General features: G+C 27.8%; 22 protein-coding genes. All 22 read left to right on the top strand.

The annotated features are described in order from the left end of the window. Positions 1-33 precede the first annotated feature (33 nt). The 22 genes from AWN65_RS10345 to AWN65_RS10240 all read left to right on the top strand — a co-directional run bounded on the left by AWN65_RS10345 (position 34) and on the right by AWN65_RS10240 (position 23,708). A complete protein-coding gene (locus AWN65_RS10345; RefSeq protein ID WP_060383086.1) occupies positions 34-963 on the top strand; it encodes an NAD-dependent epimerase/dehydratase family protein in 930 nt (309 codons plus the stop codon). Between the two features lies 1 nt (position 964). Beyond that, complete coding sequence (locus AWN65_RS10340) at positions 965-1,999, top strand: glycosyltransferase family A protein (RefSeq protein ID WP_060383085.1); 1,035 nt, start codon at positions 965-967, stop codon at positions 1,997-1,999. Continuing rightward, entirely contained in the window at positions 1,996-2,652 is a 657-nt protein-coding gene (locus tag AWN65_RS10335; RefSeq protein ID WP_060383084.1) for a methyltransferase domain-containing protein, read from the top strand. The genes AWN65_RS10340 and AWN65_RS10335 overlap by 4 nt, the downstream gene beginning before the upstream one ends. Further along, the gene (locus tag AWN65_RS10330; RefSeq protein WP_060383083.1) at positions 2,645-3,811 is read left to right on the top strand and encodes a glycosyltransferase family 4 protein; all 1,167 of its coding nucleotides are present in this window, start codon (positions 2,645-2,647) and stop codon (positions 3,809-3,811) included. The genes AWN65_RS10335 and AWN65_RS10330 overlap by 8 nt, the downstream gene beginning before the upstream one ends. 4 nt (positions 3,812-3,815) lie before the next feature. After that, complete coding sequence (locus AWN65_RS10325) at positions 3,816-4,982, top strand: glycosyltransferase family 4 protein (RefSeq protein ID WP_060383082.1); 1,167 nt, start codon at positions 3,816-3,818, stop codon at positions 4,980-4,982. Then, entirely contained in the window at positions 4,961-5,839 is an 879-nt protein-coding gene (locus tag AWN65_RS10320; RefSeq protein WP_060383081.1) for a glycosyltransferase family 2 protein, read from the top strand. Before AWN65_RS10325 ends, AWN65_RS10320 begins: the two co-directional genes overlap by 22 nt. Before the next feature lie 349 nt (positions 5,840-6,188). After that, entirely contained in the window at positions 6,189-6,980 is a 792-nt protein-coding gene (locus tag AWN65_RS10315) for a glycosyltransferase family 2 protein (protein WP_060383080.1), read from the top strand. Then, positions 6,973-7,833 (top strand): FkbM family methyltransferase, encoded by an 861-nt coding sequence (locus tag AWN65_RS10310; RefSeq protein ID WP_060383079.1) that lies wholly within the window; start codon positions 6,973-6,975, stop codon positions 7,831-7,833. The genes AWN65_RS10315 and AWN65_RS10310 overlap by 8 nt, the downstream gene beginning before the upstream one ends. A gap of 2 nt (positions 7,834-7,835) precedes the next feature. Then, a complete protein-coding gene (locus tag AWN65_RS10305; protein WP_060383078.1) occupies positions 7,836-8,909 on the top strand; it encodes an acyltransferase family protein in 1,074 nt (357 codons plus the stop codon). After that, positions 8,910-10,070: an acylneuraminate cytidylyltransferase gene (locus AWN65_RS10300; protein ID WP_060383077.1), complete on the top strand. Its 1,161-nt coding sequence runs from the start codon at positions 8,910-8,912 to the stop codon at positions 10,068-10,070. After that, complete coding sequence (locus AWN65_RS10295) at positions 10,060-10,932, top strand: N-acetylneuraminate synthase family protein (RefSeq protein WP_060383076.1); 873 nt, start codon at positions 10,060-10,062, stop codon at positions 10,930-10,932. Before AWN65_RS10300 ends, AWN65_RS10295 begins: the two co-directional genes overlap by 11 nt. An 11-nt stretch (positions 10,933-10,943) precedes the next feature. Then, positions 10,944-12,344 carry a glycosyltransferase family protein gene (locus AWN65_RS10290; RefSeq protein WP_060383075.1) on the top strand — a complete coding sequence of 467 codons (1,401 nt, stop codon included), beginning with the start codon at positions 10,944-10,946 and terminating at the stop codon, positions 12,342-12,344. A gap of 87 nt (positions 12,345-12,431) precedes the next feature. Then, the gene (locus AWN65_RS10285) at positions 12,432-13,310 is read left to right on the top strand and encodes a hypothetical protein (RefSeq protein ID WP_060383074.1); all 879 of its coding nucleotides are present in this window, start codon (positions 12,432-12,434) and stop codon (positions 13,308-13,310) included. A 43-nt stretch (positions 13,311-13,353) separates the two neighbouring features. After that, on the top strand, positions 13,354-14,457 hold the full coding sequence (locus tag AWN65_RS10280; RefSeq protein ID WP_317224508.1) for a glycosyltransferase family 4 protein: 1,104 nt from the start codon (positions 13,354-13,356) through the stop codon (positions 14,455-14,457). Continuing rightward, complete coding sequence (locus tag AWN65_RS10275) at positions 14,454-15,998, top strand: glycosyltransferase family 2 protein (protein ID WP_060383072.1); 1,545 nt, start codon at positions 14,454-14,456, stop codon at positions 15,996-15,998. The genes AWN65_RS10280 and AWN65_RS10275 overlap by 4 nt, the downstream gene beginning before the upstream one ends. Further along, positions 15,988-16,977, top strand: a complete 990-nt coding sequence (locus AWN65_RS10270; protein WP_060383071.1) for a glycosyltransferase family 2 protein — start codon at positions 15,988-15,990, stop codon at positions 16,975-16,977. Before AWN65_RS10275 ends, AWN65_RS10270 begins: the two co-directional genes overlap by 11 nt. An 11-nt stretch (positions 16,978-16,988) precedes the next feature. Next, a complete protein-coding gene (locus AWN65_RS10265) occupies positions 16,989-18,122 on the top strand; it encodes a glycosyltransferase (protein WP_060383070.1) in 1,134 nt (377 codons plus the stop codon). Beyond that, entirely contained in the window at positions 18,119-19,180 is a 1,062-nt protein-coding gene (locus tag AWN65_RS10260; protein ID WP_060383069.1) for a glycosyltransferase, read from the top strand. Before AWN65_RS10265 ends, AWN65_RS10260 begins: the two co-directional genes overlap by 4 nt. 425 nt (positions 19,181-19,605) lie before the next feature. Next, the gene (locus tag AWN65_RS10255) at positions 19,606-20,511 is read left to right on the top strand and encodes an O-antigen ligase family protein (RefSeq protein WP_158447605.1); all 906 of its coding nucleotides are present in this window, start codon (positions 19,606-19,608) and stop codon (positions 20,509-20,511) included. Then, the gene (locus tag AWN65_RS10250; protein WP_060383067.1) at positions 20,501-21,457 is read left to right on the top strand and encodes a glycosyltransferase family 2 protein; all 957 of its coding nucleotides are present in this window, start codon (positions 20,501-20,503) and stop codon (positions 21,455-21,457) included. Before AWN65_RS10255 ends, AWN65_RS10250 begins: the two co-directional genes overlap by 11 nt. Further along, a complete protein-coding gene (locus AWN65_RS10245) occupies positions 21,444-23,030 on the top strand; it encodes a hypothetical protein (protein ID WP_060383066.1) in 1,587 nt (528 codons plus the stop codon). The genes AWN65_RS10250 and AWN65_RS10245 overlap by 14 nt, the downstream gene beginning before the upstream one ends. Next, positions 23,031-23,708 carry a class I SAM-dependent methyltransferase gene (locus AWN65_RS10240; protein ID WP_060383065.1) on the top strand — a complete coding sequence of 226 codons (678 nt, stop codon included), beginning with the start codon at positions 23,031-23,033 and terminating at the stop codon, positions 23,706-23,708.

Raw genomic sequence — 23,708 nt, 5'->3', positions numbered from 1 at the left:
TAAAGTAAATAATAAGTCAAAATAAAACAATAAATGACACATATTTTAATTACCGGAGGAGCAGGAAATGTAGGGAGTGCTTTAGCAAGTAAACTAGCAGAAGACAACTCAAATTATATAGTTATTATAGATAACTTATCTACGGGTTCACTGCATAAGATTCCACAAAAAGAAAATGTGAAGTTTATTAAAGCCAATTGTAATGTATATAACGATATCGTACCCATTTTTGGACGATATGATTTTAATTATGTTTTTCATTATGCAGCTGTAGTAGGAGTAAAACGCACATTAGCTAATCCAATTTCTGTTCTAGAAGATATTGAAGGAATTAAAAATATTTTGAGTTTATCTAAAAATTCAGGTGTTGAGCGTGTATTCTTTTCAAGCTCTTCAGAGGTATATGGAGAACCTTTTGAAATTCCTCAAAATGAAAAAACAACACCATTAAACTCAAGATTGCCTTATGCAATTGTAAAAAATGTAGGGGAAGCCTTTTTTAAGTCCTATCAACAAGAATACGGGTTAAATTATACTATTTTTAGATTTTTTAACACCTATGGACCTAATCAGAGCGAGGATTTTGTAATTACCCGATTTGTTAAAGCCGCATTGAAGAATGAACCCATTTATATCTATGGAGACGGAATGCAAACCCGTTCTTTTTGTTATGTAGATGATAATATTACAACTTGCGTAAAAATATTAAATGAAGGACTTTGTATGAACGATGTCATTAATATTGGAAGTCATAAAGAACAAACAATTCTGTCTTTAGCAGAAGAAATTATTAAGCATACACAATCGTTAAGTAAAATAGTATTATTACCCGCTCTGCCAGAAGGAGATATGGCCAGAAGATGTCCCGATAATTCAAAAATGCTTTCCATATTAAATAAAGATTTGATAACTTTAGAGGAAGGGATAGCTAAATTGACAGCCTTTTATAAAAAACCTAATTAATATGCGTTTAGGAGACAATCCCACAAAAATAGGGAAACTGGTGGAACGAACTGCTTGTGATCATCGTGTCATAATTCCTTTACATATTCCACATGAAGAAGACTATTACAAAGATGCTTTTCGAATATTTGAAATTTGTTTACATTCCGTTCGTAAAACAGCTTATTCACCTTTAAAGATTTCAGTGATAAGCAATGGCAGTTCAGTACTAATTAATCAGCGTTTAAGCATTTTATATTCCAAAGGATCTATAGATGAATTAATAATAGAAAGAGAAGGAATAGGTAAAATAAACAGTATTTTGAAAGCTTTACGAACAGCAGAAGAACGATTGATTACCATTACAGATGCTGATGTATTGTTTCAAAACGAATGGGAAGAACAAGTAATAAAAATATTTGAATCTTTCCCAAAAGCAGGGGCAGTTAGTCCAGTTCCTGTTTTTAGAAAGCATTTTGAACTTACCCATAACATTTGGTTTGATTATTTTTTTAGCTCAAAATTACAATTTGAATCCGTGACTAATGAAGAGGAATTGGAAATGTTTGCCAAAAGTTTAGGATGGTTATGGCTAGAACCCACATGGAAAGATACCATTCTAAAATTACATGCTACCAATGGAGTAAAAGCAGTAGTAGGATGTCCTCATTTTTGCGCTACCTACAAACGCGAAGTATTTCAAAATTTACCAAAAGAAAACAGTATTTACAAAATTTTGGGAGATAGTGAGTATAAATATACAGACTTACCCGTTTTAAAAAATGACGGGTATCGTTTATCAACTGATGACAATTTTGCTTTTCACTTAGGAAATATATATGAGCCATGGATGCAAAAACGTTTTGACTCATTATATCAAGAAGTTATCAGGTATCGTTCTTATACCCACTTACCAATGCTTAAAAGAACTAGAATAGCTTTTTATTTGAAACAAATTCTGTTTAAACGAATTTTAAAAAAGACAAGAGTTACCCGATATATACTACAAAAAAAAGGATTAACCCGAGAACAAATATTTAATTTTATTGGGAAATGATTATGATTAACGAATTAAAAAAACTATACAAAAAAATCTTTGTTAAAGAATTACCCATGTACCAAAGAATTGATGGTTTTTGGGTACAATATGTGGATAAAAAGAGTGTAGAAAACCGATTTGAATTTTTCAAGCAAATATGTGCTGGAAAAGATATAATTCATTTCGGATGTAATGATTGGCCCATTTTTAAACCAGAATATAATTTACATATTTTTTTGTCAAAAGTAACTCGATCTATTCATGGTTTTGATGTAGATGTAGAAGGACTTGAGCATTTAAAAGCTCACGTAAATCAACCTTATTTTTCTAATTTTAACGATTTAAAAGAGAATCGTTACGATATATGTATAGTTCCAGAAACTATTGAACATGTAGATAATGTTAGAACTTTTTTAGAAGGAATAGAAAGTATAAATGCTCAAACGTTTTACATTACCGCACCAAATTGTTTTTCTAAACGTCATATAAATCGTAATCATTATGAAGATGATTCGTTTATAGAAATAGTTCACCCAGATCATAATTATTGGTTCAGCCCATTTACTTTAAAAAATGTTATTCATAAATACACTTCATTACAAGTAGAAGAAGTAATATTACTAGAAAGAGATACTATGGTTTGTTGTAAGGCAATAAAAAAGAATGTATAAGTTAAAAAAAATAATAAAACTTTTTATAGGTTATTATCATTTATTTTGTTTGAACCTCAAATTGATTCGGGTTTTACCTGATGTTGAAGTTATTTTCTTTTTTCCTTATTACCACACAGGAGGTGCCGAAAAAGTACATGCGGCTATATTAGAAGCAATACACCCCAAGAAATGTGTTGTTTTTTTTACCAAAGCTTCCGCAACTTCTAATATGCTTCCTTTTTTTACCCAATTTGCTTGTTGTTTAGAGCTTAATGATATTCTAAATAAAAAAAATACTAGGTTAATACGGATGTTAACTTCATGTATTGCAAATAAAATAAATGCAAGTAAAAATATTACAAAAGTTTTCGGCTCCAATTCTGATTATTACTATGAAATCTTACCATTTATAAGTGTTGATATCAAAAAAATTGATTTATTTCATGCTTTTAGTATAGATGATTGCCGAGAAAAAATAATTATTGATAGTGCTCGTTTTATTACCACAAGAGTTGTAATTAACGAAGTTGCTAAATCTGTTATTACAAATTATTATTTGAGAGCCGGAATATCATCTTTTACTTCCCATATTCAGGTTATTTCTAATGGCGTTGCTATACCATCTAAAGTTCCAGCAAAGTCTGCAAATAAAATACGAGTTGGTTTTATAGGTAGATGGTCTGAGGAAAAACGACCCGAACTTTTTTTGAAAGCCTCTCAACTCGTTAAACAAAAATATCCTGAAACTATATTTTATATGGCAGGTAGTGGAGTTAGTCTAAGAAAAGATTTGGTTTTATCTTATGGCGTTGAACCTTTAGGGGATATTCGTGATATTGAAGTATTAAAAACATTATATCGGTCTACCTCAATTTTAGTATTAACTTCTGTTTATGAAGGTTTTCCGATGGTTTTTATGGAAGGGATGAGTTTTGGTTGTATTCCTGTCACCACAAATGTTGGGGGTGTTGATTCTCATATTAAAAATGGTATTACGGGATATTTAATAGATGAATTAGAAGAAGATAAAATTATAGCAAATTTAGTTACACATTTATGTCATTTAATTAAGCAGCCTTCATTAATACAAGAATTAAGTGATAATTGTAGAAAATATGCGCGGGCTCATTTTTCAATTCAGCAATTTAATGAAGCTTATCAAAAACTTTTAAATTAGTCGGATGAAAATACTTTTAGTCGCCATACCCAATCATCATTTTTTTCAATGGACTAATCAATTGAAAGAAACAGGCTATGAAGTACATTGGTTTGATATTACAGATGGTGCAGGGTTTTCGGATAAAATTAGTTGGGTAAAACAATATCCAGGTTGGAAAATGAAATGGAACTATCCATTTCGACAAAAAATTAAAAAATATTTGCCAAGTTTTTATTCCACCATTCAAAAAAAAAATGAACGATCTGTAACTACTGTTTTTTCGCAGCTAATCAATAAAATACAACCTGATATTATTCATGTATTTGAAATGCAATTAGCAGGGCATCCTGTCTTTTCCGTATTAAAAAAAAACAAGACCATTCCTTTAGTCTATTCCTCATGGGGGAGTGATTTATTTCAATACGAACGTCTAGGACTTGACACTTCTTTTGTACAACAATTTTTAAATAGAGTAGATTATTTAATAACAGATTGTGGTAGAGACTATGGAAAAGCGTTACAACTAGGTTTTAAATCCAATTTTTTAGGTATTTATCCAGGTAATGGAGGAATTGACTATCCTAAAGAATCAATCTTGGCTGTTGAAAATAGAACAACTATAATGGTAAAAGGATATGAAGATGGAGTAGGGAAAGCCCTAGTTATATTGAAATCTATAGAAAAATACATTCCAACTCTATTCAAAAAATATGATTTGTTAGTATACAGTGCAGATGCTGTTGTTGTAAATTATTTGCAGTCAAAACCGTTATTTAATCAAGAAAAAGTGCAAATTTTCGCCAGAAAAAAATATATACCCAATGCCATTTTGTTAGATTATATGGGTAAAAGTGCACTACATTTAGCCAATAGTTTGTCTGATGGTATGCCCAATGCTCTTCTAGAAGCAATGGGAATGGGAGCTTTTCCCATACAGTCAAACCCAGGAGGTGTAACAGAAGAAGTGATTCAAAATGGACAAAATGGATTTTTAATTCAAGATGCAAAAAATGAGCAAGAAATAGCTAATTTAATTTTACAAGCATTACAAGATCTTCAGTTGCGTAAAAAAGCCCAAGAAATAAATATAGTCAATGCTAATTACCATTATGATAGAGTCTTTCTTAAGTCAAAAATAGTAGATTTGTACCTTCAAATATCAAATGAATGGAGTTCTCGTACCTCATAGTAACACATAATCGTACTGATGATCTAAGCAAAACGTTATTAATTCTAAAACAAGCTATTGATCTAAAAAATGACGAAGTTTTAGTTTATATTGATGCTTGTCCTGAAACAGAAACGTTAAAAGAAGAATTTTCATGGGTAAAGTGGTACTCTGGTAAAACACGAATATCAGCTTCACCTGCCAGAGCTTTTTTATACCCTCATGCCATGGGTAAATATTTAATTGGATTAGATGATGACGCTCATTTAATTTCAACGAATTACAAGGAACAAATACGAACTTTGTTTACAACTTCAGTTATTGGAATATTAGCGTTTAAGGAAGTAAAAGGGATCTTTAAAACAGATCAAGCTGCCTTAGATTCCTATCAAGAACCTGTTCAATGGTACGAAACAAACGAATTTATAGGATGCGGATTTGCCATAAAAAAATCAGTTTATGAAAAAACGAAAGGATTTCCTGTATGGATTGATATTTATGGAGAAGAAACCTGTCTCTCCTTAGAAGTATTAAATTTAGGTTATGAAATATGGTATACTAATCAGATCATAGTAAATCATCGGGTAGATCTTATTAAGAGAAAAAAACAAGGAAAGAATTATTACCGTTTTCAAAAGCAATTACAAAACACCTTTTTTATTTTTTTAAACTATTATCCACAACCTGCCGTATCTATCTTAAAGTTACTATTACATAATCTTAAAAAATATGCACTACAAGATGTAATGTTTTTTAAACTATATTGTAAAGCATTACACTATATTTTTATAAACTATAAAAAAAAGAAAAAATTTAGAAAACCAATAGCTATTACTACAATAGATAAAATAAGAAAAGTAAAATCCTTAACCTATTAAATATACTTTTATACCCTTAATTTTATTTAGTTTATTAATATTATCCCTATTGGCTTCTAACAAAAAAAGATTTTAAAAAGTAAATATTACCATAAATTGAAATAAATATCATCCCAAAATAATGAACTTTATGTTATTTCATATTTAAACGAAAAATATTTACCCTTTTGCAAATAAGTTAAGTATCTGTTTAAAAAAAGCGTTGCGTTTAACTTGTATCAAAGATAAAAAAAACTTACATTTCGTAAATTCTTGCCAGAAATAATTTCATACCTAAAAGAAAATAGTAGTTGAAACTATTAGAAGAGAGAATTGTTTCTAAAGGAATTTACATAAAATAAATAAAACTATGATAAGTATTGTTATTAGAAATAAAAACGAAGCCAAATTACTTGAACGAACTTTGAAAATTCTAACAAAGTTTTACAATGATGATATTGATGAAATTATTTTAGTCGATAATTATTCTAATGATAATAGTGTTGAAATAGCAAAAAAATATAATTGTAAAATTATTTTTATAGATAAGTTTACTTATGGAAAAGCAATCAATATGGGAATTAAATCTGCTAAGAATAATATAATTTTATTATTAAGCGCTCATGTAATACCTATGGGAAATAGTTTTTTTAAAAATTCTCTTTCATTTATTCAAAATAAAAAAAATTGGGCAGGTGTTCGTTTTATTAATTCTGCAAAAAATTTTGAACGTGCATTAGAATTTAATTTTGAAGTGAGACAACCATTAGATTTTGGCTTGATGGCAGCATGTTGTTTAGTTTCAAAGGAAGTTTGGGAAAAAGTAAAATTTGATGAATCATTAGTATTTAGTGAAGATAAAGAATGGTCAAATCGTGTTACCAAATTAGGTTATAGTATTTACGATATCAATGAAACTTTTTTTTATGATATAAAAAGAAATGAAAAATCCCAATTAGAAAGACTGAAAAATGAGACTTTAGCACATTTTCAATTACATACAGAACTAAAATTTCCCAATAAGTTAAAAATACTTCTCTCTTTTGTTAAAAAAATTGTTATATCAAATACAGTCTCATATTTTAAAACTTTAAAACGAGATTTTATGATTCTTAAAATTAAATTTAAGATTGTTAATCAATTAAATAAAAAAAATGATTAAACTAAGAAGTTTATATAGAATTAATTTTAAAAATAGAATAGTCTTATTTTTTTATTACGTACTAAAAATTTTTGGATTCAAGCCCACTCAAAAACAAATACTAATACATGAGCTTTATCATCATTTAATTGTTTCAAATGGGATTTTAGTTTTTGAAGATCCAGAAAAATATAAAGTAAGGTTATTTGACTCTAAAATTGAATTATATATAAGAAAATTTCCATCTAGCGATGTAAAGGTTTTTGGACAAATTTTTAGAGGAAATGAATATAAAAAAGTTGTAGAATTATATTGTACTTTTTTTGGAACAAATCCCGAATATATAATTGATGCAGGAGGGAATGTTGGGTACACTTCTGTGTATTTTAAAAGCATTTTTCCAAAAGTTAATTTAGCTATTATAGAGCCTAGCAGCACTAATTTTTGTATGATTCAAAATAATTTTCTTCAGAATAACATTGATGCTCATTTGTTTAAAGGAGGATTATGGAATAAGAATACGAGTTTAAAAATTGTGCATGATTTTAGAGATCAGTCTGATTGGGCTATCCGAGTTGAAGAGTCTGAAATTCAGTCAGATTTAAAGGCTTTTACGGTTGATTTTATTCTGGAAGATACCAATTTTAAAAATATTGATATTTTAAAAATTGATATTGAGGGTTCAGAAAAGCAGATTTTTAGTAAAAATGGATCCATAGATTTTCTGAAAAAGACCAAATGTATTGCAATTGAAATTCATGATGAGTTTGATTGTCGCGAAGATATTATGACATTATTAGCAAATTATGGTTTTGAATTAACAAATTATGGAGAGTTAACAATAGGAATAAATCAAAATTTAATTCTCGATTAGTTATGAACAGATTAAGAGAACTAGATTTTCTTAGAGGAATTGCAATTTTATTGGTTTTGTTTCGCCATCAATTTTTATTTTATTGGACAAAAAATATGGGATGGATTGGAGTTGATTTATTTTTTGTTTTAAGTGGTTTTCTTGTTTCGGGATTACTTTTTAAAGAATATAAAATTTATAATAAGATTGATGGGAAACTTTTTTTAATAAGAAGAGGTTTTAAAATTTATCCGATTTTTTATTTGTTTTACTTATTATATATGGTGCCATTTTTTATGAATGGTACGACGTTAGATTTTAGGAAAATAATAACAGACTTATTGTTTTTACAGAATTATGCAACAGGTTGGGGCTATGCTTATGCTGCAAGTTGGTCATTGGCAGTCGAAGAACATTTTTATTTTGGGTTGGTTTTTATATTTTATTTTATTTCAAATGATAAATTAAAAGATATAAAAAAAGTACAGACTGATTTTTTTGTAGAAAAAATCTTAGTTTTAATTTTAGTTTTAATTTTATTGCTTCGTGTTATTTCAAATGTTTACTTTGAAGGACAGTTTATTCGTAATTTTACAATGACTCATTTGAGAATCGATGCTTTGCTATTTGGTGTTCTGATTTCCTATTTGTATCATTTTAAGGAACATTTTTTTAGAAAAAAATTTAACAACTTAAGATATTATTTATTTTTTATAGCTGTACTATTTTTAATATTTACTCCTTTTATAGAACCATTAAATTCTTTTTTTGTAAAAACAATAGGTTTTACGATGGTTTATATTGCATTTGGAGTCCTATTATGTTATGTTTTGCTCATTCCTAACATTAATGAAATTTTAGATAGAGTTTTATCTAAGTTTCTTGTTGATCTTATAGCTAAGATAGGCTTCTGTTCTTATTCAATTTATGTTATTCATACTTTTGTCATATTCTGGATTCATCAATTCAAAATCGAAAATCATTATATTAACTTTATTTTTGTAGTGTTTTGTAGTTGTTTTTTAGGTTACTTTATGACTCATTATATAGAAAAGTATTTTTTAAAAGTTAGAGAATATTATTTTAAAAGTAAATAAATGAAAAAAATAGGCATTATACCTTTACGAAAAGGATCAAAAGGAATCAAAGGAAAAAACAAAAAAAAAATGCTTGGACGGCCTCTCTTTTGTTGGGTGTTAACAGAAGCAATTTTTTCTGAATTAGATAAGATTTTTGTTTTTACGGATGATGAAGAAATACTAGCATTCATCGAAAAAGAATACACTTGGACAAATAAAGTATATCCCCTTTTAAGAAGTGCCGAAAATGCAAACGATACCGCATCAACAGAAAGTGCCATAAAAGAATTAGCAGAAAAAATTAATTACGATTTTGATATATTGTGCTTATTACAAGCAACATCACCATTTACAACATCCAATGATATTAATAAGGTTTTAAATAAACTCAATGAAAATTATGATGCTGCTTTAAGCGTTGTCAAAACACACCGATTCATTTGGTCTAATGAAGGTGAAGCCCAGAATTATGATATATTTAAAAGACCTAGAAGACAAGATTTTGAAGGACTCTTAATAGAAAATGGTGCAATATATGCCACTACAAAAAAAGAATTTCTGCAATCTAATAATAGAATAAGCGGTAAGATAGCAGTAGTTGAAATGCCAGAAGAATCATTAACAGAAATCGACAGCTTAACAGATTGGGAAATAGTAGAAATGCTTTTAGCTAAAAGACAAAAACAACTAAAAGAACAAAAAAGAATAGATTATTTAGTGCTAGATGTTGACGGAGTCTTTACTGATGGATGTGTATATTACAGCAAAGAAGGCGAATTAATGAAAAAATTTGATATGCGTGATGGAATGGGTTTAGAAATTCTTAGGCAAAATAACGTAGAGGTTGTTGTAATAACCTCTGAAAATTCCAAACTAGTAGAAGAGAGAATGAAGAAATTACAAATTAAAAACCTTTTTTTAGGAGTAAAAGATAAATTTTCATTATTAAAAGATTTTGTTTTAAATAAAAATACTAGTTTTGGAAATATAGCTTATGTAGGAGATGATGTAAATGATTTAACCTGTATTTGTTCCGTTGGTTGGTCTTTTACACCACAAAACGCCACGGTAACGCTGAAAAACAACGCAGACATTATTTTAAATAAAAATTCTTCTGAAGGAGCTATAAGAGAAACCTGTGAATGGATAATGAAATACAATAAAAGATATGATATTTAAAAAACCCTATGTAATTGCTGAAATAGGATGTAATCATAAAGGAAAAATAGAAATTGCCAAAGAACTTATAAAAATGGCAAAAGTATATTGTAATGTAGATGCCGTAAAATTTCAAAAACGAAACAACAAAGAACTCCTAACCGAAGAACAATACAATTCACCACATCCCAATCCTATAAATTCTTATGGCGATACTTATGGAGCCCATAGAGAATTTTTAGAATTTGATGTATATCAACATGCCCAATTAAAAAAATATTGCGAAGAATTAGGAATCGTATATTCTACCTCTGTATGGGATACTACATCCGCTAAAGAAATAGCTTCTCTACAACCAGAGTTTATAAAAATACCATCCGCATGCAATAATAATTTTGAAATGCTACAATGGTTGTGTGATAACTACAAAGGAGAAATACATATTTCAACAGGAATGACCACAAAGGATGAGGTAGATTCTTTAGTTAACTATTTTGTAGAAAAAAATAGAAATAAAGATCTTGTATTATATAATTGTACATCAGGATACCCTGTCCCATTTGAAGATGTTTGTCTTTTAGATATTAATTTCTTAATACAAAAATACGGTGATAAAGTAAAACATATTGGTTTTTCAGGACATCATTTAGGAATTGCTGTAGATATAGCTGCTTTTACTCTAGGAGCAAATGTGATTGAGCGTCATTATACATTAGATAGAACATGGAAAGGAACTGACCATGCAGCATCTTTAGAGCCAGAAGGAATGCGAAAATTAGCAAGAGATCTAAAAGCCGTTCATAAAGCATTGTCTTATAAAGAACAAGACATTTTACCAATAGAACAAATCCAAAGAGATAAATTAAAATTTAAAAAAGCTTAAAAAAGACATTTATGTCACAAAAAAAAATATTTATTTTTCTACCAGATGGGGTTGGTCTGCGAAATTTTGCACTTACAAATTTTAATCAAATAGGAAAAGATTTAGGATTTGAAATTGTATATTGGAACAACACCCCTTTTGATATCAAAAAAGAAATAGGATATGAAGAAATAAAAATTACCAATAATAAATTACATCCATTCACTACTGTTTTTACAAGAGCCAGAAAAAGAACAGAGTTAAATTTATTTGATAAAAAGTATAAAGAAACAGTATACAACACCTATAATTTTCCACAATCCTATAAAGGATTCAAAAACGCCTTTAAAAGTTTATACGTCGATTTTTTAGTAGCCACTAAATCCAATGAACAAGGCATAAAAACAATTCGAGAAAAAATAAAAAAATTAGAACGAACAACTGAAAAATACCAATATTCCAAAAAACAACTACAAGAACAAAAACCCGATTTTATTTTTTGTACCAATCCTAGGCCTACGCAAGCCATAGCACCTATTTTAGCAGCACAGGATTTAGGAATACCTACAGCTAGTTTTATATTTTCTTGGGATAATTTGCCTAAAGCAACAACCTTAATAGAACCAGACTATTATTTTGTTTGGAGCGATTACATGAAAAACGAATTGATTCAATACTGTCCTTATGTAAAACCAGAACAAGTTTTGGTCACCGGAACACCACAATTTGAAAGCCATTTTGATACGAGTTTGTTGCAATCAAAAGAAGATTTTTATAAGACACATCATTTAGATTTAGAAAAAAAATACATTTGCTTCTCTGGAGATGATATCGTAACATCACCATTGGATCAATATTATTTAGAAGACTTAGCAATATCAGTTAAAGAATTGAACCAACAAGGATATAATCTGGGGATTATATATCGTAAATGCCCTGTAGATTTTACAGATAGATATCAAAAAATATTAGATAAATATAAAGACGTTATCGTTTCCATAGATCCTTTATGGCGTCCCATAGGAAAAACATGGAACGAAATTATGCCAACAAAAGAAGATTTTGCCCTACAATCAAATATTTGTGAGCACACGGAATTTGTAGGCAACATAGCTTCTTCAATGGTTTTTGATTTTGTTGCACATAATAATTCATGCTTGTTCTTTGATTACGAGCAGCCACAGCTAAAAAAAGGAATTCGCGATATTGGTCAAAATTATAAATACATTCATTTTCGTTCCATGCCTTCCAAAGAAGCAGCTTTATTTGTACATGACAAAAAAGATTTAACAGCTATTGTAAAAAATATTTTAGATGAGAAGCTATCAAATGTTTCAGAAGGAAAAAAATGGTTTGATATTGTAGTTGGAAAAGAACCAACTTTAGCTTCGGAAAAAATTTGGAATAAAATAAAAACCCTTTTAACAAAGTAGTAAAAAATATTTTATTAGTAAGTACTTGGAAAAAAAGAGTTTTAAAAAGTAAATACTGTTGGTGATAACTTATTTGTTTTTAAATGAATGAAGAAATTTTTAATTTTTGTATTTAAAATAGTTGTACTTATTTTTTTAAGTGCTTTTCTTTTAGATGTTTTATATACTTCTGTTTATTTAAATTCAATAAATAGAGATAAAATCTTTAATGTCGTTAATTCTAAAAAAAAAGAATATGATCTTGTTATAGTAGGCTCATCTAGAGCTAATAATCATTTCATTACTAAAATATTTGTAGATAAGGGGATAAAAACATACAATTACGGTATGAGCGGTTCTACGTTACAAGAAACGCTATTGCTGTTAAAGATAATGATAGAAAATCAATTTAAAATTAAAAATGTACTAATTGAAGTAGATCTGAATCTTAGCACGGAAGGATTTTCAGAGGGAACAAGAGCAAAGTTTATGCCTTTTATAAAAAAAACAAAAGTTATTTCAGAATTTTATGAAAATAAAATAGATAGTTACTATTGGTTATGTTACCTACCTTTTTATAGATATATTAAATACGAAGCGAAAATAGGATTAAGAGAATTTTTTTTAAACCTAATAGAAAAAAAATCAGCTTATTTGTTAAATGGAGGTTTTACTCCTTTGATAGGAAAAGGAACTGAATTAGCTTATGATCTAAGATTAAGAAAGGCTAAAACGAATGTATACTATGAAGAAATAAAAAAAATTTGTATACAAAACAAAATTAATTGTATTGCTATAACAACACCTATATGTGCAAATACAAAAGGAATGAATTATTTTAAAAAAATAAAAGAAATTTATCCAGAGATAATACGTTATGATAAATTTATTGATGAAGATGTTTTTTTTTCTAGTTGTGGTCACATGAATGAAGAAGGCGCAAGAGTCTTAACAGAAAGAGTAATTCAAGATTTTTTTAAAAAATAATATGCATATAGCTTTTTTAACTCCAGAATACCCGCATGTCAAAATGAAACAGACAGGAGGTTTGGGAACCAGTATTAAAAACTTAGCAAACGCTCTAGTTATTAATGGAGTGAAAGTTACGGTATTTGTTTATAGACAAAAAAAAAATGAAATATTTAATGAAGACGGAATTGATTTTCATCTTATTCAAGATAAAAAATATTTATTTGTTAAATGGTATCTTTATAGAAAATATATTCAAAAATACGTAAATAAAGTAATTGATTTAGAAGGAATTAATTTAATAGAAGCCCCCGATTGGACAGGAATTACAGCTTTTATGAATTTTAAAGTTCCTTTAATTATTCGTTTTCATGGAAGTGATACTTACTTTTGCCATTTAGAAAAAAGAAAGCAAAAAATTAAAAATAAACTTTTTGAAACACTTGCCGTTAAAAAGGCGCAAGCTTATATAGCCCCCACTAAATTTGCAGGAGAACTTTCCGCCAGACTTTTTGGTTTGTCAAAGGAAAAAGTTACGACAATATATTATGGTTTAGATTTGGAGCAATTTCAAAATCCAAACTCAATAGAATTTGATAAAGGACTTATTTTATATATAGGAACATTAATTAGAAAAAAAGGAGTTTTTGAACTTCCCTATATTTTAAAAAAAGTATTTAAAGAAAACCCTTATGCAAAATTAGTACTGATAGGAAATGATTCCTACGACATAAAAACCAATTCAGTTTCTACATGGGAGTTATTGCAAAACGAATTCAAAAAATTAGAAATCTTTGATAAAATAGAATATTTAGGAAAAATTCCCTATAATGAAGTAAAAGATTATATTCAAAAATCAAACGTATGTGTTTTTCCAACGTATGCAGAAACATTAGGGATGGTTACTATAGAAGCAATGGCTATGCAAAAAGCCATAGTAAATAGTAATATTGGTTGGGCGCAAGAATTAATGGAAGATGGAAAAAGTGGATTTCTAGTTTACCCTGCCAATCATAAAAAATATGCTCAAAGAATAAATAGGATATTAAAAGAGGAAGACTTTGCAAAAAACATGGGAATAGAAGCCTCTAAATTTGTAACCTCTAAATTTGATGTTAAAATAATAGTACAAAAAAATATGCAATTTTACAAGAGTTTACTATGATTATAATTGTACATAATTTTTCATTTGTTACAAAAATAATTAATGATGATGCTGTATTTATTGATCCTTTCAAAAAAAAGAGGATAGGAGAGGTTATTTATAAAGTAGCAAAAAAAAATCCTGAGGAAATTATAGTATGGAGTCATGAAGACGCTCAAGAATTTATAAATAAAGAATATATTTTGAAAATTATGTCTTTTGATCGATTAATGATTTCATATACTCCCAATACGAATTATTTATCAGAAGATATAGGCTATATTGAAGATTCACCATTTATTAATATTAATAAAAAAATAAAATATCCCACTTGGCAAATGAGTAGTTTAGTGGGAGCTATCAATAGTAGTATTATATTACAAATGCCTATTGCTTTATGGTATTCTAAGAATTCAATTGATTTTATTCTTAATTCAGTAGCTAAGTTGTATCAACCATTAGGCTTGTTTTGTTATTCAGAACCTAGGTTGCTACTAAATTCTATTAATTCCTTTTCAAAAAAACAAGGAACACAAGGAGAAATTTTTAAGTTTGTAAGTCAACACTATAAAATAGTATGGTGTTATTTACTTTTTACAAATTATCTTGTTTATGAAAAAAGAATAACTCTTTTCAATCTTGTAAAAACTCTCTTTTATTCAAAGACTAAAAATAAAGGAAATGAATTAATTTTTAAAAGAATTTCACAAAGTATTGATTATAAAGAAGAAACGATTGATGTGATTATTCCCACTATAGGGAGGAAGAAATATTTATATGATATATTAAAAGATTTAAGTTTACAGACACATTTACCCAAAACAGTTATTATTGTAGAGCAAAATTCAGTACAAGGAAGTGTTTCGGAACTTGAGTATATTAATAGTGAATCTTGGCCTTTTTTTATAAAACATATTTTTACTCATCAAGTAGGAGCTTGTAATGCGCGTAACTTAGCATTAGAAGAAGTGAAAAGTAAATGGTGTTTTTTAGCAGATGATGATATTAGAATAGAACCAAAATTTTTAGAAAAAGGATTTGAATTTATTGTCAATTTAAAAATAGACTCGGTAGTTTTTAATTGTTTACAGAAAAATCAAAAAAATGAATGTACGGAAATATCACAAACCACTATTTTCGGTTCAGGATGTAGTATTTTTAATAGAAGATTCTACAATTTTATATATTTTGATAAAAAAATAGAATTTGGTTTTGGAGAAGATTTAGAGTTTGGAATGCAGTTACGAAATAAAGGATGTGATATAATCTATTTACCAGAACCATCAATATTACATTTAAAGGCACCGGTTGGAGGATTTAGAACTAAGTTTGTACATTCATGGGAGAATGATGTATATAAACCTAAACCATCGCCCACTATAATGTATGTAAAAAGGAAATATAGTTCTCTAAAGCAATTGCAGGGATATAAAACAGTATTGTTTTTAAAATTTTATAAAGTTCAAAATATAAAAAATCCCCTTGCATACTTTTTAAATTTTAAAAAACAATGGAAAATAAGTGAAAAATGGGCTGAAAAATTAAAAGAAAATGAAATTTAGTGTTATTATCTGCACCTATAAAAGGAAAAGCTCTTTAACTAATTTATTAGAGTCTATAAAAGCGCAAAAAACATATCCTCATCAAATAATTATTGTAGATGGTTCGCCCGATTCCGAAACAAAGGATACACTTTTTACACATCAGTATAAAAATCTGACATATTATCAAGTTTCTGAAGAAGAACGAGGTCTGACACGTCAAAGAAATTTTGGTATTACAAAAGTAAATAAAGAAACAGAAATTGTTTGTTTTTTAGATGATGATGTTATTTTGGAAGCAAATTATTTTGAAGAAATACTAAAAACATACCTAACCTTTCCAGACGCATTAGGAGTAGGAGGTTATATAACCAATGAGGTGAAGTGGGAAAAAAGCCAAAAAGAAAACATCGGATTAAAGTACTTTTATTGGGATGGATTTATAAGAAAAGAACCCAGTCGATTCAAATTTCGTAAAAGAATGAAGTTAGATACTAACTGTCCTCCAGGATATTTGCCTTTATTTGCTCATGGAAGAAGTATAAGTTTTTTGCCTCCAAGTGGAAAAACATATCCTGTAGAACAACTAATGGGAGGAGTTTCTTCTTTTAGAAAGAAACTATTTGAAAAGATTCAGTTTTCAACTTATTTTGAAGGGTATGGTTTATATGAAGATGCTGATTTTACTATTAGAACTTCTCAATTAGGGGAATTGTATTGTAATACTGCTGCAAGATTAGCCCATTATCATGCACCTTCGGGAAGACCTAATAAGTTTAAATATGGCAAAATGGTAGTAAGAAACGGATGGTATGTTTGGAGAGTGAAAAATCCTAATCCTAAATTTATAGACAGATGTAAATGGCACGTAATAACAGGTGTATTACTTATGATTAGAATTGCCAATATATTTAAAGGAAGTAAAAAGAAAGAAGCCTTTCAGGAATCTTTAGGAAGAATTTGGGGATGGATTAGTATATTTGTCAAAATACCTCAATAAACGAATAGTTAATGAGATTTGTAATAATTACTCACGTACAACATATAGAAAAAAAGGGCGAAATATATGGTTATGCTCCCTATGTACGCGAAATGAATTTATGGATAAAAAATACAGATGAATTAATTTTAATAGCTCCAAAATCGAAAGGGGATATTGACCCTATTTGGTTATCCTATGAGCATAAAAAAAAAAAATGGCTAGAAGTACCTAGTTTTAATCTTACTAGTTTCAAGGCTATCGCTCACTTTATAATCAGTTTACCTATTCTGATTTATCAGATCAATAAAGGTTTTCGAAAAGCAGATCATATACATTTACGTTGTCCAGGAAACATGGGGTTATTGGGAGCTATTATACAAATTTTTTTTCCAAGAAAGAAAAAAACAGCAAAATATGCAGGAAATTGGGATCCAAATGCAAAACAGCCTTGGTCTTATAAATTTCAAAAATGGATTTTATCGAATACTTTTCTTACGAGAAATATGCAAGTGTTGGTATATGGAGAATGGCCTAATCAAACGAGTAATATAAAACCTTTTTTTACTGCAACTTATGAGGAAAAAGAAAAAGTAAAAAGTTATTTTAGTGAAAAGTTCAATAATGTACTAAAGAAAGAAATCAAAATCTTATTCGTAGGAACTTTAACATTAGGTAAAAATCCTCTATACTCAATACAAATAGTTCAAGAATTACTTAGACAAGGATATAATATTTCTTTAGAATTATATGGAGAAGGTATATTAAAAGAAGAATTATTATTATATGTAAAACAAAACCATTTACAAAAATCTATCTTTTTTAGAGGAAATCAAACGAAAGAAAAATTAAAAGAAGCCTATATAAAAAGTCATTTTTTAATTTTACCATCTAAAAGTGAAGGATGGCCTAAAGCAGTAGCAGAAGCCATGTTTTGGGGTACTATTCCTTTAGTAACTAGAGTTTCATGTGTTTCTAATATGCTTAATAATGATGAACGAGGAATCTTATTAAAGGAAGATATTGATGATGATGTAAGAAGAATTATTGATTTTTTACAAAAGGAAAAGTTTTTAAAAAGGAAAAGTGAAAAAGCACAAATATGGTCACAATATTATACCATTGAACAATTTGAATTGGCAATTAGTAAATTATTAATCCCATGAGAATAGTACAACTAATAGACACTTTAGAAATAGGTGGAGCAGAGCGTATGGCAGTAAATTATGCTAATGCTTTATCTAAAACGGTTGAATTTTCAGGTCTAATAGCTACAAGAAGTGAAGGACTATTAAAGGAACAAATTATTAAGAATGTAAACTATTTGTTTATCGATAGAAAGAAGGTATTAGATTTTAAACCGTATTTATCTTCACGGAATTATTTAATAAAAAATAGGATAACCCATATTCAGGCTCATAGTTCGTCCTTTTTTTGGGCAGTTTTACTAAAATTAACGGTTCCAAAGATTAAAATTATTTGGCATGATCATTATGGGTTTAGCGAAAATATAGAAGAAAGATCATTTCTCCTCTTGAAATATTTTTCTTGTTTTTTTACCAGTATAATTTCAGTAAATAAAAAATTAGAATCTTGGGCAAAGTATAAATTACTTTGTAAAAAAAATATATACATACCCAATTTTTTTGATTGGAAGTTTACAAATGAGGTAGTTAATTTAAGAGGAAAAAAAGGGAAAAGGATTTTGCATCTGGCTAATTTAAGACCTCAAAAAAATCATGAATTTTTATTAAAAATTGCAAAAGAGATTGTTTTATTACATCCAGATTGGAGTTTTCATTTAGTGGGACAAGATACAAATGATGCGTATTCTAAATCTATAAAAGAAAAAATAGTAGATTATAATTTAAACAATAATATCTTTATATACGGAGGATTATCTAATGTAGCTGAGGTTATTTCTGGCTGTGATATAGGAATTTTAACCTCAATTTCAGAAGGATTACCCGTTGCGTTGTTAGAATATGGTGCAGGAGGACTTCCCACAGTAACAACAGATGTAGGGGAAATCCCGAATTTTTTTAACGAAAAATTCGGTGCAATTATAAAAGTAACAGAAACAGCTGAATTTATAAAAGAATTAAATGATTTAATTCAAGATGGAGACAAACGTTTAGAGAAAGGTTTGGCCTTTCAAAAATTTGTAAACGAATTTTTTAATGAATCTGAAGTAATAAAAAAATTTATTGAATTTTGTAAATGACAATATCAAAGAAGAAACAAACAGATATATCAACTCTTTTAAAATCAAATAAGTTATTAAAGATTGCTATCTATTTAATGATATTTTCTTTTTTTTATAATCTTCCCATAATTGGATATAGTTTAAAGGGAGATAATGAATTAAGAATTTATGATTTTGTAGGCATCTATATACTTGGATTGTATTTTAAAAACAAAACAGAGCTTGATAAATATATATATAAGATTTTTTATTATAGGTATTTCCATCAGTTCATACTTTGGTGTACACTAACGATATTATTTACGTTACTCTTTTCTGTTTTTATGGATAGGGTTTTATGGTTTGTTCAATCAGTACTTTATTTATATCATTTTTGGGTTTTTTATCTAACTACTGTATTTCTTTCCATTCTTATAACAGATCTTAAGTTTTTAAAAAATATAGTGTCATTTATTTTATTTGTATCAATTATTTCATTTGTAATAGTTATATTACAAAATATAAATGTAGTTCCTTTTTTGTGGTCAGATAAATATTTAATAAGTTACCACGGATTTTTGTCAGGAACTTTTGGTCCCAATAAAATAGTAGTTGGAATTTCGGCTCTTTTTATTTTTGTATTTTCTTTAGGATTAATAAATGATGAAAGAGTTTCAATAAACACCATACTGTTAATAGGGGCAATTGCAACCTCATTACTTACAATTGGATTAAGTGGATCTCGAACTACTTATGTAGGAGTGCTTGTTTTTATGGTCTATTATGCACTAAGAAATACATCTAAGTTCTTTATTTCTATGGTTTTACTAGTCATAATTTTAGTTAGCGTTTCTTTTTATAATTCTAGTATTATAGATAGAATTAGCGAAACTTTTGAAAAAAGGATAGAAAATAAAATTAGGAACCCTAAGGTCTTAAGGGAAGGAAATGTAAATGAACTATATGAAGATTTGGGATCTGGAAGAAAAGGTTTGTCATTGGAATATATTAATTACCTTTTAGAAAAACCATATATAATACCTTTTGGGATAGGTTTTAATAATAGATTGATTATAGGTTTTTCAGCCCATAACATTTATTTAAGTTTAATAAACGAAGTGGGACTTGTAGGTTTTTTCTTTTATTTTAGATGGCTTTTTTCTATTTTGTTACTAAAATTAAAGCCTTTTACTCAATTAGAACACGCTTTAAGAGGAATAGTTCTTGCTATGATAGTAACACTTTTTTTTGGAGAACATTTGTACGTATATAGACCTTTATTTGGATTATTCGGATTATTTTTTTCAATTATAACTTTGTTAAGCTCTCCTGTTTTTTGTTATATTGCGGAAAAAAAATATGAGAAATGACAAAACAGCAATTATAATTCCTTACTATAATGCAAGAGAGCATATTATAGATGTTGTTTCTCAAATTCCTGATTTTATTGATGCTCTAATTATTGTTGATGATAAAAGTCCTGATGTTTTTCCTGAAAAATTAGTTTTAGAAAACCTTAATAATCAAGTGAAATTCGTTTATTTAAAAAATGATAGAAATTTAGGAGTAGGGGGGGCTACTATACAAGGTTTCTTGTATGCAATAAAAAATGATTTTCAAATTGTTATAAAAGTAGATGCTGATAATCAAATGGATTTGAAATATTTGCCTGATCTGATAGAACCATTGAAAAAAGGTAAAATTCAAATGACAAAAGGAAATCGTTTTAGAGATATTAAAGCCTTATCAAAAATGCCTTTTGCTAGAAGAATAGGAAACTTAATGTTATCTTTTATTACAAAAATGGCTACAGGTTATTGGAATAATTTTGATCCGACCAATGGTTATTTTGCAATTCAAATTAATACCTTGAAAAAAATAAATTTTAATAATTTATCAAATAGATATTTTTTTGAAACCTCATTGCTTTCCGAGATGTATTTTACAGGTGCTAAAATAAAAGATATTTCTATGCCTGCAATTTATGCAAATGAAAAATCACAAATGCAACTTTGGAAAATTCCTTTTGAATTCAGTTTTAAACTAATGAAACTATTTATTAAGAGAATAGTAAAACAATATTTTTTATATGATTTTAATATAGGCTCAGTATATTTGTTTTTTGGAGTGCCTCTTTTTTTCTTCGGTATTACATACGGAGTTTACAATTGGATATACTATTATTTCAAAAAAGTGTTGGCTCCTACAGGTACAATTATGATAATCACACTTTCCATTATACTAGGGTTTCAAATGCTGTTACAAGCAATCCAATTTGATATATCTCAAGCTCCTAAAGCAAATGAAGAAAATTAAAGATGTTCCCTTTTGGTTCGTTGTATTTTTTAACCTGATGATTGCATCGGGTTTTTATTGGCAACAAAAAGAAGCAACCGTTTTAGACTTGTCAAGTGATTTGGCTAACATAATTCCTATTTGTAAAAAAATAGATGATCCATCTTTGTTTTCTAAAGACTTATTTTTAGCAGATATAAAAGATGTAGAATATTATACACCATTTTATGTAGAAACACTTCGTTTTATAGCTAAGTTTGTAGATCACAATTATATAAAAGCATTAAATATATTAGGCTTAATAACCCATTTCATGTTTGGTATATTATGGTATTTAGCTTTTTTAAAAATGTATAGATTTTCTTGGATTGCTTTTTTAATGTCTATATTGGTTCGTGGAATAGTTTGGCCTCCAGGAGGAGAACTATTAGGAATATCAGAACTATGGACTATAATGCCTCGTACATTATTCCAAGCATTTTTACCATTACCATTTTTGATTTATACGTATCAAAAAAAAGAGAAAATATTAACTCCTTCTTTATCTTTGGGGATTATTTCCAATTTTCATCCTATTTCGGGAATTGGTGGATTTATAATGTACTTGAGTTTGTATATAAGCTATCGTTTTTTAGAAGAAAGACGATGTGAAAAAAAAATAATTGGTCAAAGTATCTCAATAGCTCTTTTTTTTACGATAGGCGTTTTCCCCTTTATTACTAATTATTTTAGTCATATAGATAATATAGTAAAAGTGGATAAACAACTTTTTAATGATGCTTTTTTGACCCGAATCCCAGAAGTTTTCATTAATCCTTTACAATTTATTGTTCAATGGAATAGAAAGGTATTTTGGTTTTTTTTATTTAGTTTTTTCCTATTTATATTTTTAGATCAATCTCATAAAAAGAAAATAAGTAAAATTTTATTTTTTACTATTATAGTTATATTCATAATGTCCAATTCAATTTATTATATAGAAAATTTTATAAATCAAATAGCAGGAACAAGTTTAAGGATGGCTTTTCAATTTATACGATTTCAAAAAATTATTTTAATTCTTTTGGAGATTAGTTTTGGTTTTCTATTGATAGAATTTATAGAGAGATTTAAGCTTAAAAAACGTTATCAAATGTTTGGAATATTTAGTTTTGTATTTCTGTTAGTATTTTCACATACAAGAGTTATAGGTAAATTACCACTTATTGGAGATGATTTAGGAAAATCAATTTTACCTGAAATTTTTAGGATAAATACGCAAAAAACAAATCATAAAAAATCAGACTTAATTACAATTATTGAATATATTAAGAAAAATACATCTAAAGATGAATTATTTTACGGACATTTTTTAGTACGTGCTGGAGCAGATAGAAGCGTATATTTAGATGGCAAAGGAGCAGGAATGTTAATAGAAGGGAATCCAATAAAATTTATGAATTGGTACAATGATTATAATCAGTTTACTAAATTAAATGGTCAAAAACAATTAGAATTTTTAAAACAAAAAAAGGTTAATTATATAATAAGTAAAGAAAAATATTTTCTTGAAAAACTGATTGAAACAAAAACATATAAACTTTATAAATTATAGATGAAATTAGAAAGAAAAATTTTTAAAACAGCCATTCAAGAAATTTTGGTTAAAGAAGGGACTGACGAAGTACTCTCTGAAGCTGCTTTTCCTGCTTATGCTCATAAAAATCCATTAATAGACTATATTTTTTGGAAAAGATTAAAAATTGTTGTTAATTATATTATTAAAAAGAAACAAGAAAAAACAGAAATATTGGATTTTGGATGTGGTTCAGGAGTTTTTTCTTATACTTTAGCGTCTAAAGGATCTCATGTTACAGCGATAGATCTAAATCTAAAGCCAGTAAGGATTCTTTCTGAAAAAATAAAGTTTCCTCAAAATATACATTTTATAGAAAATGATATTTTTAAGATAGACTTCAAAGAAAATAAGTTTGATTATATTGTAGCTTTAGATGTTTTAGAACACATTCCTATAGCAGAATTAGATAATTATTTAGAGCTCTTTATTAATCTTTTAAAAGAAAATGGAGAGATAATAATATCAGGTCCTACAGAAAATGTTATCTATAAAATAGGAAGAAAATTAGCAGGAAATGATTTTACAGGACACTATCACGAAACAGATATAGTTAAAATAAAGCAGGTTTTTTTACGTAAATCTAAAATCCATATATTATCTAAAATATTTTGGCCAATTACACTATTTGAAGTTTTTGTAACAAAAAAAGGATAA

Origin of the sequence: Flavobacterium covae (genome assembly GCF_001534645.1) — a bacterium.
Taxonomy (GTDB): domain Bacteria; phylum Bacteroidota; class Bacteroidia; order Flavobacteriales; family Flavobacteriaceae; genus Flavobacterium; species Flavobacterium covae.
The sequence above is the reverse complement of the archived record's forward strand: the minus strand, read 5'-3'. Positions and strand labels throughout refer to the sequence as shown.

What these genes read in the sequence shown, in the direction of transcription:
- AWN65_RS10345 (WP_060383086.1), top strand. Translation starts at nt 34, where the DNA reads ATGACACATATTTTAATTACCGGAGGAGCAGGAAATGTAGGGAGTGCT.
- AWN65_RS10340 (WP_060383085.1), top strand. Translation starts at nt 965, where the DNA reads ATGCGTTTAGGAGACAATCCCACAAAAATAGGGAAACTGGTGGAACGA.
- AWN65_RS10335 (WP_060383084.1), top strand. Translation starts at nt 1,996, where the DNA reads ATGATTATGATTAACGAATTAAAAAAACTATACAAAAAAATCTTTGTT.
- AWN65_RS10330 (WP_060383083.1), top strand. Translation starts at nt 2,645, where the DNA reads ATGTATAAGTTAAAAAAAATAATAAAACTTTTTATAGGTTATTATCAT.
- AWN65_RS10325 (WP_060383082.1), top strand. Translation starts at nt 3,816, where the DNA reads ATGAAAATACTTTTAGTCGCCATACCCAATCATCATTTTTTTCAATGG.
- AWN65_RS10320 (WP_060383081.1), top strand. Translation starts at nt 4,961, where the DNA reads ATGGAGTTCTCGTACCTCATAGTAACACATAATCGTACTGATGATCTA.
- AWN65_RS10315 (WP_060383080.1), top strand. Translation starts at nt 6,189, where the DNA reads ATGATAAGTATTGTTATTAGAAATAAAAACGAAGCCAAATTACTTGAA.
- AWN65_RS10310 (WP_060383079.1), top strand. Translation starts at nt 6,973, where the DNA reads ATGATTAAACTAAGAAGTTTATATAGAATTAATTTTAAAAATAGAATA.
- AWN65_RS10305 (WP_060383078.1), top strand. Translation starts at nt 7,836, where the DNA reads ATGAACAGATTAAGAGAACTAGATTTTCTTAGAGGAATTGCAATTTTA.
- AWN65_RS10300 (WP_060383077.1), top strand. Translation starts at nt 8,910, where the DNA reads ATGAAAAAAATAGGCATTATACCTTTACGAAAAGGATCAAAAGGAATC.
- AWN65_RS10295 (WP_060383076.1), top strand. Translation starts at nt 10,060, where the DNA reads ATGATATTTAAAAAACCCTATGTAATTGCTGAAATAGGATGTAATCAT.
- AWN65_RS10290 (WP_060383075.1), top strand. Translation starts at nt 10,944, where the DNA reads ATGTCACAAAAAAAAATATTTATTTTTCTACCAGATGGGGTTGGTCTG.
- AWN65_RS10285 (WP_060383074.1), top strand. Translation starts at nt 12,432, where the DNA reads ATGAAGAAATTTTTAATTTTTGTATTTAAAATAGTTGTACTTATTTTT.
- AWN65_RS10280 (WP_317224508.1), top strand. Translation starts at nt 13,354, where the DNA reads ATGAAACAGACAGGAGGTTTGGGAACCAGTATTAAAAACTTAGCAAAC.
- AWN65_RS10275 (WP_060383072.1), top strand. Translation starts at nt 14,454, where the DNA reads ATGATTATAATTGTACATAATTTTTCATTTGTTACAAAAATAATTAAT.
- AWN65_RS10270 (WP_060383071.1), top strand. Translation starts at nt 15,988, where the DNA reads ATGAAATTTAGTGTTATTATCTGCACCTATAAAAGGAAAAGCTCTTTA.
- AWN65_RS10265 (WP_060383070.1), top strand. Translation starts at nt 16,989, where the DNA reads ATGAGATTTGTAATAATTACTCACGTACAACATATAGAAAAAAAGGGC.
- AWN65_RS10260 (WP_060383069.1), top strand. Translation starts at nt 18,119, where the DNA reads ATGAGAATAGTACAACTAATAGACACTTTAGAAATAGGTGGAGCAGAG.
- AWN65_RS10250 (WP_060383067.1), top strand. Translation starts at nt 20,501, where the DNA reads ATGAGAAATGACAAAACAGCAATTATAATTCCTTACTATAATGCAAGA.
- AWN65_RS10245 (WP_060383066.1), top strand. Translation starts at nt 21,444, where the DNA reads ATGAAGAAAATTAAAGATGTTCCCTTTTGGTTCGTTGTATTTTTTAAC.
- AWN65_RS10240 (WP_060383065.1), top strand. Translation starts at nt 23,031, where the DNA reads ATGAAATTAGAAAGAAAAATTTTTAAAACAGCCATTCAAGAAATTTTG.